Raw genomic sequence first — 13948 nt, 5'->3', positions numbered from 1 at the left:
GGCATTCGTCCCGGATGCCGGGGCGGTAACTGCAAGATCGCGGGGGAGGGGGGCGGGAGGGGCGGGAGGGCGGGTCACGGTATGACGGCAGGTCGGCGGGGTGACTACTACGAAGCGTCGTTGATGAGGGAGGATGGGCCGCGTGGAAGCTCTTCGACTGATTCTTCTCTACGTCCATCTGATCGGCTTCGCGCTGCTGCTCGGTGGCGCGATCGCCCAGTACGTCACCGGCCGGCTGCGGATCAACGCCGCCATGCTCTGGGGCGCGATCATCCAGATCCTCACCGGCATCGGGCTGTCCGCTCCGCTGCGGGACGGGGACGAGCCGGCCCCGGCGAAACTTGTTACCAAGTTGGTGCTCGCGCTGCTCATCTTCGTCATGGTCTTCTTCTCCCGTAAGCGGGAGACCGTCAACCGTGGCCACTTCCTCGCGATCGTCGGGTTGACGCTGGTCAACGCTGCCGTCGCGGTGTTCTGGCGTTAGTTCGCCAGGAGTCGGGGAAGCTCGGGAAAACGGACGTTCGCGACACCACCGCGCGCGCCTACCGGCATGAGAAGTGACGTGCCCCACCCAAGGGTTACACCGGGGTAACAGACGCTCAACAGTCGTGCACGATTGTCGGCCGGTGGGTGGGCGCGGGCGTACGCTCCCGTCCGTAACGTGGGACGCCGGCGGCACACCGCAGGCCGGCGAAGGGCTGTGCACCGCGCACGACGCGGTGTGCAAGGGGAAGGAGACGTCTTGCGCTCTGTGCGTGGGATGCGGATCGCCTCCGCCATCGTGGCGGGTGGACTCGTGCTGGGCGCTGCCGCGTGTGGTGAGGCTCCGGACGACGACAAGAACGCCGGCGGCGACGGTGGCAAGAAGTTCAGCGCCTGCATGGTGACCGACGTCGGCGGCATCGACGACAAGTCCTTCAACGCCTCGGCCTGGAAGGGCCTTCAGGAGGCGCAGAAGGAGAACGACAAGATCGAGATCAAGAACGTCCAGTCGAAGGCCGAGGCGGACTACGAGGTCAACCTGACCGGGTTCGTCAACCAGAAGTGCGACTTCATCCTGGCCGTCGGTGGCCTGATGTCGGACGCCACCAAGGCGGCGGCTGAGAAGAACCCGAACCAGCAGTTCGGCATCGTCGACGCCAACCCGGGTGTGTCGAACGTCTACCCGATGCAGTTCGACACCGCGCAGGCCGCGTTCCAGGCCGGTTACCTGGCCGCCGGGATGAGCAAGTCCGGCAAGGTCGGCACCTACGGTGGCCTGCCGATCCCGCCGGTCACCATCTTCATGGACGGCTTCGCCGACGGCGTGGCGTACTACAACAAGGCCAAGAGCAAGAACGTCCAGGTTCTGGGCTGGGACAAGGCCGCCCAGAAGGGCTCCTTCGCGAACTCGTTCGAGAAGCAGGACGAGGGCAAGAAGGTCTCCGACGCGCTGGTCGCCCAGGGCGCCGACGTCGTGATGCCGGTCGCCGGTGGCGCCGGTCTCGGCACCACCTCCGCGGCCAAGGCCGCGGGCGGCAAGTACTCGGTCGTCTGGGTGGACATCGACGGCTGCGAGAGCACCCCGGACTGCGGGGTGATCCTGACCACCGTCGTCAAGAACATCCCCGAGGCCGTCAAGGAGGCCGTGGTGAAGGCCGCCGGTGGCGAGAAGCTCCAGTCCACCCCGGGCTTCGTCGGCACGCTGGCCAACACCGGCGTCTCGATCGCCCCGTACCACGACTTCGAGAGCAAGGTCCCCGCGGACCTGAAGGCCGAGGTCGACAAGATCAAGGCGGACATCGCCGCCGGCACCATCACCGTCACCTCGAAGGCCCAGCCGACCAAGTGACCGTCCCGCCGGCCGCCGCGGTGCGATCATCGGCAGCGGGGGCCGGCGGGCACCAGGTTTGACGATCCGGCCGTCCCGGCGCAACGGGGAAGGTACCCCGGCGCCGGGGCGGCCGATCACCTTGAATCCCCCGAACATCCCCACCCGGCGTGGTGGCGGCGCGGCAGGTCGCTACGCTGCACCATCGCTCGCACTCCAGGAGGTTGCGCTGAGACTCGAACTGCGCGGCATCACCAAACGGTTCGGTGATCTGGTCGCCAACGACCACATCGACCTGACGGTGGAGCCTGGAGAGATCCACGCCCTGCTCGGCGAGAACGGCGCCGGCAAGTCGACCCTGATGAACGTGCTCTACGGCCTCTACCAGCCGGACGAGGGCGAGATCCTGGTCGACGGCAAGCCGCTGAAGCTCAAGGGCCCGTCGGACGCGATCGCCGCCGGGATCGGGATGGTGCACCAGCACTTCATGCTGGTGCCGGTCTTCACCGTGGCCGAGAACGTGATGCTCGGCGCCGAGCAGGTCAGGGGGCCCTTCGCCGGCATCCTCGACCGCCGGCGTGCCCGGCGCGAGGTCGCCGAGGTCTCCGAGCGGTACAACCTGCGCGTCGACCCGGACGCGGTGATCGAGGACCTGCCGGTCGGCATCCAGCAGCGGGTGGAGATCGTCAAGGCCCTCACCCGCGACGTCGACCTGCTGATCCTCGACGAGCCCACGGCCGTGCTCACGCCGCAGGAGACCGAGGAACTGCTCACCGTCATGCGGTCGCTCAAGGCCGCCGGCAAGTCGATCGTGTTCATCACCCACAAGCTGGGCGAGGTGAAGGCGATCGCCGACCGGATCACGGTGATCCGGCGCGGGAAGACCGTCGGCACCGCCGAGCCGAGCGCCAGCCGGGACGAGCTGGCCGCGCTGATGGTGGGACGTAGCGTCCGGCTGACGGTGGACAAGAAGCCGGGCACCCCCGGCAAGCCGATCCTGGAGGTCGCCGGCCTGGTCGTGGACGACGACCGGCAGGTACGCGCGGTCGACGGCGTCGACCTCACGGTGCACGCCGGCGAGGTGCTCGGCGTCGCGGGCGTGCAGGGCAACGGCCAGACCGAGCTGATCGAGGCGATCATGGGCCTGCGCCCGGTGCTCGCCGGCACGATCAGCCTCGACGGCGAGCCGACGCACGGCTGGTCGACCAAGAAGGTGCTTCGCGCCGGCGTCGGCTACGTGCCGGAGGACCGCAGCGTGGACGGCCTGGTCAAGGAGTTCTCCGTGGCGGAGAACCTGGTGCTGGACATCTACGACCGGCCGCCGTTCGGCAAGGGCCTGTCGCTCAAGCCCGAGGCCATCGCGAAGTCGGCGCGGGAGCGGATCGAGCAGTTCGACGTCCGTACCTCCTCGGCCGACGCGGCGGTCGGCACGCTCTCCGGCGGCAACCAGCAGAAGGTGATCGTGGCCCGGGAGCTGTCCCGGCCGCTGAAGCTCTTCATCGCCGCCCAGCCCACCCGGGGCGTTGACGTCGGCTCGATCGAGTTCATCCACAGCCGGGTCATCCGCGAACGGGACATCGGCACCGCGGTCATGGTGGTCTCCAGCGAACTGGACGAGGTGATCGGCCTGGCCGACCGGATCGCGGTCATGTACCGCGGGCGGATCATCGGCATCGTCGGCCCGGACACCCCGCGTGAGGAGATCGGCCTGCTGATGGCCGGCATCACCCCGGACGCCGCCACCCCGGACGCCGCCACCGCGACCGAGGACGGCCCTGGCAACGAGGACGAGGCATGACCAACCCGAACCCCGTCTCGGGCTCGCCGGACAAGGAACCGGCGACCGAGGCGCAGGAGTCGCTGAGCGAGGCCCGGGCGACGCCGACGCAGCCGGCCGGTGACACCGAGCAGACGGTCCCCGCCACCGCGACCGCGAAGAAGCCGGACCCGGCCGGGGAGTCCCGTCCCAGCATGGGCCGGATGTTCCTGGACAACCTCTGGGCGGCCAACACGCTCACCGTGACAGTGCTCGCGGTGCTGCTGGCGATGGTGGTCGGCGCGGTGCTGATCATCGTGTCCGACCCCGAGGTGCTCGCCACCTACAGCTACATCACCGCCCGTCCCACCGACGCGCTGAACGCCAGCTGGACTGTGGTCAGCGAGGCGTACGCGAACCTGTTCAAGGGCGCGATCTTCGACCCGGACGCGGTCGGCTTCACCGCCGCCATGAGCCCGATCTCGGAGACGCTCACCTACGCCGCGCCGCTCGTCTTCACCGGCCTGTCGGTGGCGCTGGCCTTCCGCGGCGGCCTGTTCAACATCGGCGCCCAGGGCCAGGCGACCATCGCCGTCATCCTGGCCGCCGTGGCCGGCTTCGCGCTGCCGCTGCCGCCCGTCGTGCACCTGCTGGTGGCGCTGATCGCGGGCGCGCTCGGCGGCGCGCTCTGGGGCTTCATCCCCGGCATCCTCAAGGCACGGGCCGGCGCGCACGAGGTGATCAACACGATCATGCTCAACTACGTGGCGGTCTACTTCCTGTCCTGGATCATCGTCCAGAACGGGGTGCAGAACCCGAACCGGGCGGACGCGATCAGCAAGCCGGTCGACTCCACCGCGCAGCTGCCCCGGCTGCTCGGCGAAGACCTGCGGGTGCACGCCGGCATCCTGCTCGCGGTGGCGGCCACCTGGTTCATCGCCTGGCTGCTCAACCGCTCCACGCTCGGCTTCGAGCTGCGGGCCGTGGGCGCGAACCCGGACGCGGCCCGGACCGCCGGCATCAGCGTCACGAAGACGTACGTGCTGGTGATGGTGTTCGCGGGCATGCTGGCCGGTCTCGGCGGCTCGACCATGGTGCTCGGCACCACCGCCACCGCGCTGACCCCGCTGGTGATCGCGCAGATCGGCTTCGACGGCATCCTGGTCGCGCTGCTCGGCCGCGTGAAGCCGTGGGGCGTGCTGCTGGCCGCGCTGCTGTTCGGCGCGCTCCAGGCCGGCGGCAACCGGATGCAGTCGTACTCCGGCATCTCGCTGGAACTGGTCACCGTGCTCCAGGCGCTCATCGTCATCTTCATCGCCGCGCCTGCCCTGGTGAAGACGATCTTCCAGCTCCGGGCGGCCCGCGCCGCCCGGTTGCAGACGAGCCTCGCGAAGGGCTGGTGAGCATGTCCACCACCGCTGTCCCCGAGGTCGCCGTTACCGCGGTCGACGAGGGTTTCTGGACCCGCAACCGGAAGATCGGCGCGGTCCTGCTGGCGCTCGGTGTGCTCGCGGCGGTGCTGTTCGGCGCGCTCGCGACCGACCAGCACGCGCGGTTCACGCTCAGCGAGACCGAGGGCGGGGCCGCCCTGGAGATCAACGGTACGGTCGGCGCGATCCTGTTCGGGCTGATCACCGCCGCGGCCGGGGGCGCGCTGCTGGCCGGTGTGCCGAAGCGCTGGTTCACGCTGCTGCTCGGCGCCGGGCTGGTCGCCTTCGTGCTGAGCTTCCTGTGCTGGCAGGTCTCGGCCGCGCCCGAGGGCCGCAACTTCATGCCGCTGGTGAACGTCGTCCGCGGCACGTTCATCCTGGCCCTGCCGCTGATCTTCGGCGCGCTCGCCGGTGTGCTCTGCGAGCGTTCCGGCGTGGTGAACGTGGCGATCGAGGGCCAGCTCCTGATGGGCGCCTTCTCCGGTGCGCTGTTCGGCAGCATGTCCGGCAGCGTCTGGGTGGGCCTGGTGGCCGCCGCCATCGGTGGCGCGTTCATCTCGTTCCTGCTGGCCGTGTTCTCCATCCGCTACCTGGTCGACCAGGTGGTCATGGGCATCGTGCTCAACCTGCTCGCGGTCGGCATCACCGGCTTCCTGTACGAGCGGCTGATGCAGACCGACGCGGCGAAGTACAACAGCGCGCCCCGGTTCGGCAACTGGGAGATCCCGCTGCTGTCCGACATCCCGCTGCTCGGCCCGGCGCTGTTCCGGGGCAACATCTTCCTCTACGTCGGCCTGCTGCTGGTGCTCGTCATTCACCTGGCGCTGTTCCGTACCCGGTGGGGCCTGCGGACCCGCTCGGTCGGCGAGCACCCGACCGCCGCGGACACGCTGGGCGTGAAGGTGCTGCGGCTGCGCTACCGCAACGTGATCCTGGCCGGTCTGGTGGCAGGCGTCGGCGGCGCCTCGTACACGCTGGCGCTCTACTCGTTCACCAAGAACATGATCGGCGGTAAGGGCTTCATCGCCCTGGCCGCGCTGATCTTCGGCCGGTGGAGCCCGACCGGCGCGCTGCTGGCGGCGCTGTTCTTCGGCTTCGCCGACCAGCTCGCCACCTACCTGGGCGCGATCGGCAGCAGCATCCCGAGCCAGTTCCTGGCGATGCTGCCGTACCTGGCGACGATCCTGGCCGTGGCCGGGCTGGTCGGCAAGGTCCGGGCGCCGGCCGCCGACGGCAAGCCGTACATCAAGGGCTGACCGCCCGCCGCGACACCGTGCCCGGCGGGGCGACCCGCCGGGCATCGTCGTCTCCGGCCGCACCCGCGACCGATCGGCGTTGATTGGGCAGAATGGGGGTTGTGATGGAGATCGACTGGGAGCGGCTGCGTACCGCCGCCACCGAGGTCATGCGGCACGCCTACGTGCCGTACTCGAAGTTCCCGGTGGGTGCCGCCGCGCTCGTCGACGACGGCCGGGTCGTGGTCGGCTGCAACGTGGAGAACGCCGGCTACGGCGTCACGCTCTGCGCCGAGTGCGGCGTGGTCTCGCAACTGCACGCGACCGGCGGAGGCCGGATCGTGGCGCTGTCCTGCGTCGACGCCACCGGTGAGCCGCTGATGCCGTGCGGCAGGTGCCGGCAGCTGCTCTGGGAGCAGGGCGGGCCGGAGTGCCTGGTCGAGGCGAAGGGCGGACCGCTGCGGATGGCGGAGCTGCTGCCGCACGCCTTCGACGTGGCCGACATCGAGGCGGTGACCGGCGAGCACCCGGTGCCCGTGGTGCCGGACCGGCTGGCCGCCTGGCGGGGCCGGGGCACCGTGTTCGTGCACCCCGACCTGTCGGCCGGGCAGCAGGTCTGGACGACGTACTGGGAGCGGTCGTCCGGTGAGACCGAGGACGCCGAGACCGGCGTGCTGGAGGAGGGGTCGACCTGGGACGACCCGGCCGAGGCGATCGCGTGGGGACTGGCGCGAACGCCGCGCGTGGTCGTGGTGGACGCCTCGGGGACGATCTTCTGGGCTGGTGAGGGTGAGCCTCCTACGGAGATTCCGGTCCGCTGGGGCTGAGGTTGGGGCCGGGGCCGACCGTGCCCGGCTCCGGGCGGTCAGGCTTGATCCCTCCGCCGGGCACGGTCGGCCCCGGCCCGACCTGGTCACCGTTCGCGGGTCGGTGCGGCCACGCGCGATCAACTGATTGGATCTTGAGAAGTGAGTGCTTTTACGGCGGTTGACGTCATCCGGGCGAAGCGGGACGGGGGTGTGCTGAGCGACGGGCAGATCGACTGGGTGGTCGACGCGTACACCAAGGGTCTGGTCGCCGACGAGCAGATGTCGGCGCTGGCCATGGCGATCCTGCTGCGCGGCATGACCGCCCCGGAGATCGCCCGGTGGACCGCCGCCATGATCGCCAGCGGCGAGCGGCTCGACCTGTCGCCGGTGTCCCGGCCGACGGTGGACAAGCACTCGACCGGCGGCGTCGGTGACAAGATCACCCTGCCGCTGACCCCGCTGGTGGCCGCGTGCGGCGCGGCGGTGCCGCAGCTGTCCGGCCGGGGCCTGGGCCACACCGGCGGCACGCTGGACAAGCTGGAGTCGATCCCGGGCTGGCGGGCGGCGCTCACCAACGACGAGTTCATCGCCCAGCTCCGCGACGTGGGGGCGGTTATCTGCGCGGCCGGCGACGGGCTCGCCCCGGCCGACCGCAAGCTGTACGCGTTGCGCGACGTCACCGGCACCGTCGAGGCGATCCCGCTGATCGCCAGCTCGATCATGAGCAAGAAGATCGCCGAGGGGACCGGCGCGCTGGTGCTCGACGTGAAGGTCGGCTCCGGCGCGTTCATGAAGAACGTCGACGACGCCCGCGAGCTGGCCCGCACCATGGTCGAGCTGGGCGGCGCGCACGGCGTACGGACGGTCGCCCTGCTCACCGACATGTCCACCCCGCTCGGCCTCGCAGTGGGCAACGCGGTCGAGGTGACCGAGTCGGTGGAGGTGCTCGCCGGTGGCGGTCCGGCCGACGTGGTGGAGCTGACGCTGGCACTGGCCCGGGAGATGCTCGACGCGGCCGGGCTGCCGGACGCCGACCCGGAGGCGGCACTGCGGGACGGCCGGGCGATGGACTCCTGGCGCACGATGATCCGGGCGCAGGGCGGTGACCCGGACGCACCGATGCCCACCGCGAACGAGGTCGAGCTGGTCACCGCCACCGAGGACGGCTGGGTCGCCGACGTCGACGCGTACGCGATCGGGGTGGCCGCGTGGCGCCTCGGCGCGGGCCGGGCCCGCAAGGAGGACCCGGTGAGCATCCCGGCCGGCGTGGTGCTGCACAAGCGCCGCGGTGACCGGGTGCGCGTCGGCGACCCGCTGTTCGAGCTGCGGGCCGAGCACGCCGAGCGGATGCCCGCCGCGCTGGACGAGGCGCGCCGCGCGGTGCGGGTGGCGCCGGACGCGCCGGACGCGACGCCTCTGGTCGTCGAGCGGATCGGCTGACCGGGACCGGCCATGGTGCCGGCCCGGCCGGAGCCGCTATCCTCCCAGGCCAGGGGGGATCGGCCGGCGACGAGCCGAGGTGAGCAGACAGGGGCTTGACCGTGCGCGTACCCGCTCCCGATCCCCGGGCCGTCCGGGAGGCGAGCCTGGACGAGTTGTCCCGGCTGGGTCTTCCGCTGCCGCCGCCGCAGTTCCCGCTGGTGTGGGAGCCGGGCGACGAGATCGAGCTGCGTCCGACCCCGGAGATCGAGGCCCGGATCGCGGTGCTGCACGTGATCCTGGCCCGTTGCTTCGGGATGCCCGCCCAGGCGGCGATGGGCTGGCTGCTGGAGTCGCACCTGGTCGACTCGGTGACGCCGCCGGAGTGGCAGTTCGTGATGGGCGGCCGGGGCGACCACAGGTCGTTCGTGCTGCACCACGACGCCCTGTTCTCGCTGGCCTGGGTGCTCGGGCTGGCCAAGGAGCTGGACCCGACGGTGCCGGTGGACGAGCGGCTGGTCGAGCGGATGCCGAACCTGGTCGCGGGGGAGACGTTCGGCCAGTGGCGGGCCCGGATCCTGGCCGCGCCGCAGCATCCCGGTGACGCCGCGGCACTGTTGGACCTGCACTACTGCCTCGACTGGGCGTACCTGGAGACCGAGAAGGCGGGTGGCGCGCTGCCGGGGCTGGTGGACGCCAACGCGATCGGGCAGCGCCGGTGGGCGCTGGAGTGGGCGGTGGTGCTGCGCGGGCCGTACCACGACGAGCCGCCGGGCTGGGAAGAGGTCGACCTCTCCACCTGAGCCGCGTCAGCGCGGGCGGTGCACGCCGAGCCGGACCGAGAGCGTGACCGGCACCGGCTCGGGCAGCGCGGCGATGCGCGCGGCGAGCCGTCGCGGGTCGGCGTGCCAGGCGCTCGGTCCCATCCCGACGAGCGTGGTGACCTCGGCGCGGGTCAGCGCGAGCCGGGCCCGGTGCCCGGTCGCGGACTCCTCGGCGAAGTGGGCGCCGAGGCTGCCGGCGACCCGGTCGGCCTTGTCCGGGTCGACCCGCAGCAGGTCCAGCGCGTCGACGAGTTCGGTCAGGTGGTCGGCGGCCGGGGTGACCACAAGCAGCGCGCCGCCCGGGTCGAGCACCCGGTGGAACTCCGGGCCGTTGCGCGGCGCGAACACGTTCAGCAGCACTGAGGTGGACCGGTCGGCCAGGGGCAGCCGCTGCCAGGTGTCGGCGAGCGCGGCGGCGGCCCGCGAATGCGCCCGGGCCGCGCGGCGCAGCGCCGGCTTGGAGACGTCCAGGGCCAGGCCGGCGGCCTCAGGCAGCGCCGCCAGCACCGCCGCGAGGTAATGCCCGGTCCCGGCGCCGGCATCCACGACCAGGGGGTACGCGTCGGAGCCCGCGACGCGTACCGCTGTGGTCGCAAGCGCGGCGGCGACGGCGTCGTAGTGGCCGGCGGCGAGGAAGCCGGCGCGGGCGGCGACCATCTCGGCGCTGTCCCCGGTGTGCGGGGCGCGGCCGGCGAGCAGGTTCACGTATCCCTGCCGGGCGATGTCGAAGCTGTGCCCGCGCGGGCAGCGCAGCGCGCGTGCGGTGCCGGCGGTGGTCTCGGTGAGCGGCTCGGCGCAGACCGGGCAGCGCAGCCGGGCGAGGATGCGATCGTCCACGGCTCAGTGCTCCGTCTCGGGTCGGCCGGGGAGGCGGCCGGTGAGGTGGTCGATCACCCGCTGGCTGAGCGTGCCGAGCGCGGCCACCTCGGCCGGGGTGAGCCGGTCGATCAGGTGCCGGCGGACGGCCGCCACGTGCCCGGGTGCGGCGGCCTCGACGGCCCGGCGTCCGGCCGGGGTGAGCACGACGACCGAGCCGCGGCCGTCGGTGGCGCACTCCTCCCGGGTGACCAGGCCGCGTTGCTGCATGCGGGAGATGTGGTGGGACAGGCGGCTGCGGGACCAGAGCATCCGGTCGGCGAGTTCGCTGAGCCGCAGCCGCTGCTCCGGGGTCTCGGACAGGTCGCTCAGGACGTCGTAGTCGGGCTCGGAGAGGCCGGCGTCCTGCATCAGCTCCCGGGCCAGTTCCAGGTCGAGCAGGCGGCGCATGCGGCGGTAGCCGCGCCAGGCGCGGTCCTCCTGCTCGTCCAGCCAGCGCGGTTCGTCCATGCGCCGATCGTACCGGTGTTGTTGACATGTCACCAAGTTGCGGCCTAGGTTGATGACATGTCAACCAAACTGCCGTCCCGGCTGGTGCGGCTGTTCACCGGCCTGGCCCTGTTCGGCGTCAGCGTCGCGCTGATGGTCCGCGCCGACCTCGGGCTCGCGTCCTGGGACGTGCTGCACCAGGGCCTCGCCGACCGCACCGGCCTGCCGATGGGCCTGCTGGTCAACGGCGTGGCGCTGCTGGTGCTGCTGCTGTGGATCCCGCTGCGGCAGCGGCCGGGCGTCGGCACCGTGGCGAACGTGGCGCTCGTCGGCCTGGCCCTCGACGCGACGCTGGCGCTCCTGCCGCCGGTCGCCCCGCTTGCCGGCCGGATCGGCCTGCTGGTCGCGGGCGTCCTGCTCAACGGCCTCGCCACCGCGCTCTACCTCGGCGCCCGCCTCGGCCCCGGCCCGCGGGACGGGCTGATGACCGGCCTGGCCGCCCGCGGCCTGCCGCTCGGCCCGGCCCGCACCGCGATCGAGGTGACGGTGCTGGCCGTCGGCTGGCTGCTCGGCGGCGCCGTCGGCCCCGGCACGCTGCTCTACGCGATCGGCATCGGGCCGATCGTCGCCTGGTTCGTTCCCCGGCTCACCGCCCCGGCCCCCGTCCCGACAGGAGTGACCTCGCCATGCCCCGCCTGACCGTCGTCGTCGCCAGCACCCGCCCCGGCCGGGTCGGCCGCCGCATCGGTGACTGGTTCACCGCGGCCGCCGTCCGCCACGCCGGCTTCGACGAGGTACGCCTCCTCGACCTGGCCGAGGTCGACCTGCCCTTCCACGACGAGCCGCACCACCCGTCCGAGCGGGTCTACCTGCACGAGCACACCCGGGCCTGGAGCGCCGAGATCGACGCCGCGGACGCCTTCGTCCTGGTCATGCCGGAGTACAACTACGGCTTCAGCGCGCCGCTCAAGAACGCGATCGACTACCTCTACCACGAGTGGCAGCACAAGCCGGTGGGCTTCGTCAGCTACGGCATGACCTCCGGGGGCCTGCGCGCGGTGCAGATGATCAAGCAGGTGGTGACCACGCTGAACATGACCCCGGTCAACGACCAGGTGGTCGTCTTCCTGCGGCAGGCGCTGGACGAGGCGGGCGAGCTGCGACCCGACCCCGGCCGGGAGGAGGCCGCCGCGCTCATGCTGGATCAGCTCGCCCGGCTGGCCGCCGCGCTCGCGCCGCTGCGAACCGAGGTGGCGCGGTGAGCGCGGTGAGCGCCCGGCTCTGGGAACTGTTCGGTGAGCGGGGGCGCGGAGTGCTCGTCACGCTGCGCCGGGACGGCCGCCCCCAGCTGTCCAACCTCGACTACCTGGCCGAGCCGGGCCTGATCCGCTGCTCCACCACCGGCGACCGGGCCAAGGTGCGCAACCTGCGCCGCGACCCCCGGGCGAGCTTCCACGTGACCACCGCCGACGGCGGGGCGTACGCGGTCGCCGAGGGCACCGTGACGCTCACCCCGCCCGCTGCGGCCACCGACGACGCGACGGTTGACGAACTGGTCGAGGTGTACCGGCGGATCCGCGGCGAGCACCCGGACTGGGCCGACTACCGGGCCGCCATGGTGGCCGACGGGCGGGTGGTCCTGCGGCTCGCGGTGGAGCGGGTGTACGGCTGGCGGCCCTGACCGGACCGGTCCACCGCCCGGCCCGTATCGGGGGTGACTAGGGTCTGAGCATGGTCGCAATCTCGTACGAGGACATCGTCAAGGTCCCGAAGGCGCTGCTGCACGATCACCTCGACGGCGGCCTGCGGCCCGCGACGATCGTCGAGCTGGCCGCCGAGGTCGGCCACGAACTGCCCACCACCGACCCGGCGGCGCTCGGCGTCTGGTTCACCGAGGCGGCGAACTCCGGCTCGCTGGAGCGCTACCTGGAGACGTTCGCGCACACGGTGGCGGTCATGCAGACCCCTGCCGCGCTGCGCCGGGTCGCCCGCGAGTGCGCGCTGGACCTGGCCGCTGACGGCGTGGTCTACGCCGAGGTGCGGTTCGCGCCGGAGCAGCACCTGGAGCAGAACCTGACCCTGGACGAGGTGGTCGACGCGGTGGTCACCGGGTTCCGGGAGGGCAGCGCGCTGGCCGCCGAGGCGGGCACCCCGATCCGGATCGGCACGCTGCTCACCGCGATGCGGCACGCGGCCCGCTCGCAGGAGATCGCCGAGCTGGCCGTGCGGCACCGCGACACCGGGGTGGTCGGGTTCGACATCGCCGGCGCCGAGGCGGGCTTCCCGCCCACCCGGCACCTGGACGCGTTCGAGTACCTCCAGCGGGAGAACTTCCACTTCACCATCCACGCGGGTGAGGCGTTCGGCTTGCCGTCCATCTGGCAGGCGATCCAGTGGTGCGGCGCCGACCGGCTCGGCCACGGCGTCCGCATCGTCGACGACATCACCCCGGGCAACCCGCCGGTGCTGGGCCGGCTGGCCGCGTACGTGCGGGACAAGCGCATCCCGCTGGAGCTGTGCCCGTCGTCGAACGTGCAGACCGGCGCCGCGGCCTCGATCGCCGACCACCCGATCGGGCTGCTGCGTGACCTGCGGTTCCGGGTGACTGTGAACACCGACAACCGGCTGATGAGCGGCACCTCGATGTCGCGGGAGATGGCGTTGCTGGTGGAGGCCTTCGGCTACGGCTGGAAGGAACTCCAGTGGTTCACCATCAACGCGATGAAGAGCGCGTTCATCCCGTTCGACGAGCGGCTGCGGATCATCGACGAGGTGATCAAGCCGGCGTACGCCGAGCTGATCGGCTGATCACGACTGGCGGGGGTGGCCGGAGAGCAGTGCGGCCACCCCGCGCAGCACCTGCCCGGCCCGGGCCGCCTCGGCGCCCAGCCCGGTCTGCCGGCGCAGCACGGCCGGCTCGGCGCGCAGCAGCGCGACCCCGCGCCGGAGCAGCACCCGGGGCGCCTTGCGCTGCTCGGCGAGATCCCGGGCGAGGCGGCGCAGGAACGTCGCGCCGCGCGGGCGGCGCAGCGCGTACGCACCGGCGAGCAGGCCCAGTCGCCGGCACTCGGCCACGATCTCGGCCGCGAAGATCCCCTCGGCGACGAAGATTGGCGATCCGTCGACATCGAATGGCCGGGTGGCTACTCGACGGTCTGCGCCGATCGCATAAACCGGCACTTCGGCCTTGCCCTCACGAGCCAGTCGGGCGATTGTTTGCACCGCCGTGTCCGAATCCCAGGACAAGGGGGACTCCCAGTCCACCTGTCCGTTTCGACGCGGACACGTAGGGTCATCGCCGTCCTTGTAGAAGTCGTCCAGGCAGAGCACCGGAAGTCCGGTTCGCTGGGCTATGTATGA

General features: G+C 71.8%; 15 protein-coding genes. 12 read left to right on the top strand and 3 right to left on the bottom strand.

All coding sequences use genetic code 11. The annotated features are described in order from the left end of the window. Nucleotides 1-142 precede the first annotated feature (142 nt). From BFV98_RS15520 to BFV98_RS15485, 8 genes are all read left to right on the top strand, one after another. Nucleotides 143-484: a hypothetical protein gene (locus tag BFV98_RS15520; protein ID WP_013283976.1), complete on the top strand. Its 342-nt coding sequence runs from the start codon at nt 143-145 to the stop codon at nt 482-484. A gap of 276 nt (nt 485-760) precedes the next feature. Then, a complete protein-coding gene (locus BFV98_RS15515; protein WP_030270517.1) occupies nt 761-1831 on the top strand; it encodes a BMP family protein in 1071 nt (356 codons plus the stop codon). Nucleotides 1832-1952: 121 nt separating this feature from the next. Further along, nucleotides 1953-3608 carry an ABC transporter ATP-binding protein gene (locus BFV98_RS15510; RefSeq protein WP_013283978.1) on the top strand — a complete coding sequence of 552 codons (1656 nt, stop codon included), beginning with the start codon at nt 1953-1955 and terminating at the stop codon, nt 3606-3608. Between the two features lie 173 nt (nt 3609-3781). Next, nucleotides 3782-4969 (top strand): ABC transporter permease, encoded by a 1188-nt coding sequence (locus tag BFV98_RS15505; RefSeq protein ID WP_369752228.1) that lies wholly within the window; start codon nt 3782-3784, stop codon nt 4967-4969. 2 nt (nt 4970-4971) lie between these two features. Further along, nucleotides 4972-6252, top strand: coding sequence for an ABC transporter permease (locus BFV98_RS15500; protein WP_013283980.1), 1281 nt, complete (start codon nt 4972-4974; stop codon nt 6250-6252). Between the two features lie 104 nt (nt 6253-6356). Then, the gene (locus tag BFV98_RS15495; RefSeq protein ID WP_013283981.1) at nt 6357-7058 is read left to right on the top strand and encodes a cytidine deaminase; all 702 of its coding nucleotides are present in this window, start codon (nt 6357-6359) and stop codon (nt 7056-7058) included. 141 nt (nt 7059-7199) lie between these two features. Continuing rightward, the gene (locus BFV98_RS15490; RefSeq protein ID WP_013283982.1) at nt 7200-8480 is read left to right on the top strand and encodes a thymidine phosphorylase; all 1281 of its coding nucleotides are present in this window, start codon (nt 7200-7202) and stop codon (nt 8478-8480) included. A 101-nt stretch (nt 8481-8581) separates the two neighbouring features. After that, complete coding sequence (locus BFV98_RS15485) at nt 8582-9262, top strand: DUF4272 domain-containing protein (RefSeq protein WP_071096853.1); 681 nt, start codon at nt 8582-8584, stop codon at nt 9260-9262. A 6-nt stretch (nt 9263-9268) separates the two neighbouring features. On the opposite strand, the gene BFV98_RS15480 is transcribed toward BFV98_RS15485, so the two are convergent. Together BFV98_RS15480 and BFV98_RS15475 are read right to left on the bottom strand one after the other, a co-directional pair. Next, nucleotides 9269-10120 carry a putative RNA methyltransferase gene (locus BFV98_RS15480; protein WP_013283984.1) on the bottom strand — a complete coding sequence of 284 codons (852 nt, stop codon included), beginning with the start codon at nt 10118-10120 and terminating at the stop codon, nt 9269-9271. A gap of 3 nt (nt 10121-10123) precedes the next feature. Continuing rightward, nucleotides 10124-10609 carry a MarR family winged helix-turn-helix transcriptional regulator gene (locus tag BFV98_RS15475; RefSeq protein ID WP_047892652.1) on the bottom strand — a complete coding sequence of 162 codons (486 nt, stop codon included), beginning with the start codon at nt 10607-10609 and terminating at the stop codon, nt 10124-10126. Between the two features lie 57 nt (nt 10610-10666). Here BFV98_RS15475 and BFV98_RS15470 point away from each other — a divergent pair, with 57 nt between their 5' ends. Genes BFV98_RS15470 through BFV98_RS15455 form a run of 4 tightly spaced genes read left to right on the top strand, consistent with a single transcriptional unit; the run spans nt 10667 to nt 13396 of the window. Continuing rightward, the gene (locus BFV98_RS15470; protein ID WP_071096852.1) at nt 10667-11287 is read left to right on the top strand and encodes a YitT family protein; all 621 of its coding nucleotides are present in this window, start codon (nt 10667-10669) and stop codon (nt 11285-11287) included. Then, nucleotides 11275-11850 carry an NADPH-dependent FMN reductase gene (locus BFV98_RS15465; RefSeq protein WP_071096851.1) on the top strand — a complete coding sequence of 192 codons (576 nt, stop codon included), beginning with the start codon at nt 11275-11277 and terminating at the stop codon, nt 11848-11850. The genes BFV98_RS15470 and BFV98_RS15465 overlap by 13 nt, the downstream gene beginning before the upstream one ends. After that, nucleotides 11847-12269 carry a PPOX class F420-dependent oxidoreductase gene (locus tag BFV98_RS15460; RefSeq protein ID WP_047892650.1) on the top strand — a complete coding sequence of 141 codons (423 nt, stop codon included), beginning with the start codon at nt 11847-11849 and terminating at the stop codon, nt 12267-12269. Before BFV98_RS15465 ends, BFV98_RS15460 begins: the two co-directional genes overlap by 4 nt. A gap of 50 nt (nt 12270-12319) precedes the next feature. Beyond that, nucleotides 12320-13396 carry an adenosine deaminase gene (locus BFV98_RS15455; protein ID WP_013473969.1) on the top strand — a complete coding sequence of 359 codons (1077 nt, stop codon included), beginning with the start codon at nt 12320-12322 and terminating at the stop codon, nt 13394-13396. Here BFV98_RS15455 and BFV98_RS32690 read toward each other — a convergent pair whose 3' ends face one another. Further along, nucleotides 13397-13768: a hypothetical protein gene (locus BFV98_RS32690; RefSeq protein WP_232236649.1), complete on the bottom strand. Its 372-nt coding sequence runs from the start codon at nt 13766-13768 to the stop codon at nt 13397-13399. Nucleotides 13769-13948 lie beyond the last annotated feature (180 nt).

The organism is Micromonospora sp. WMMB235 (assembly GCF_001855515.1).
GTDB classification, from domain to species: domain Bacteria; phylum Actinomycetota; class Actinomycetes; order Mycobacteriales; family Micromonosporaceae; genus Micromonospora; species Micromonospora aurantiaca.
The sequence above is the reverse complement of the archived record's forward strand: the minus strand, read 5'-3'. Positions and strand labels throughout refer to the sequence as shown.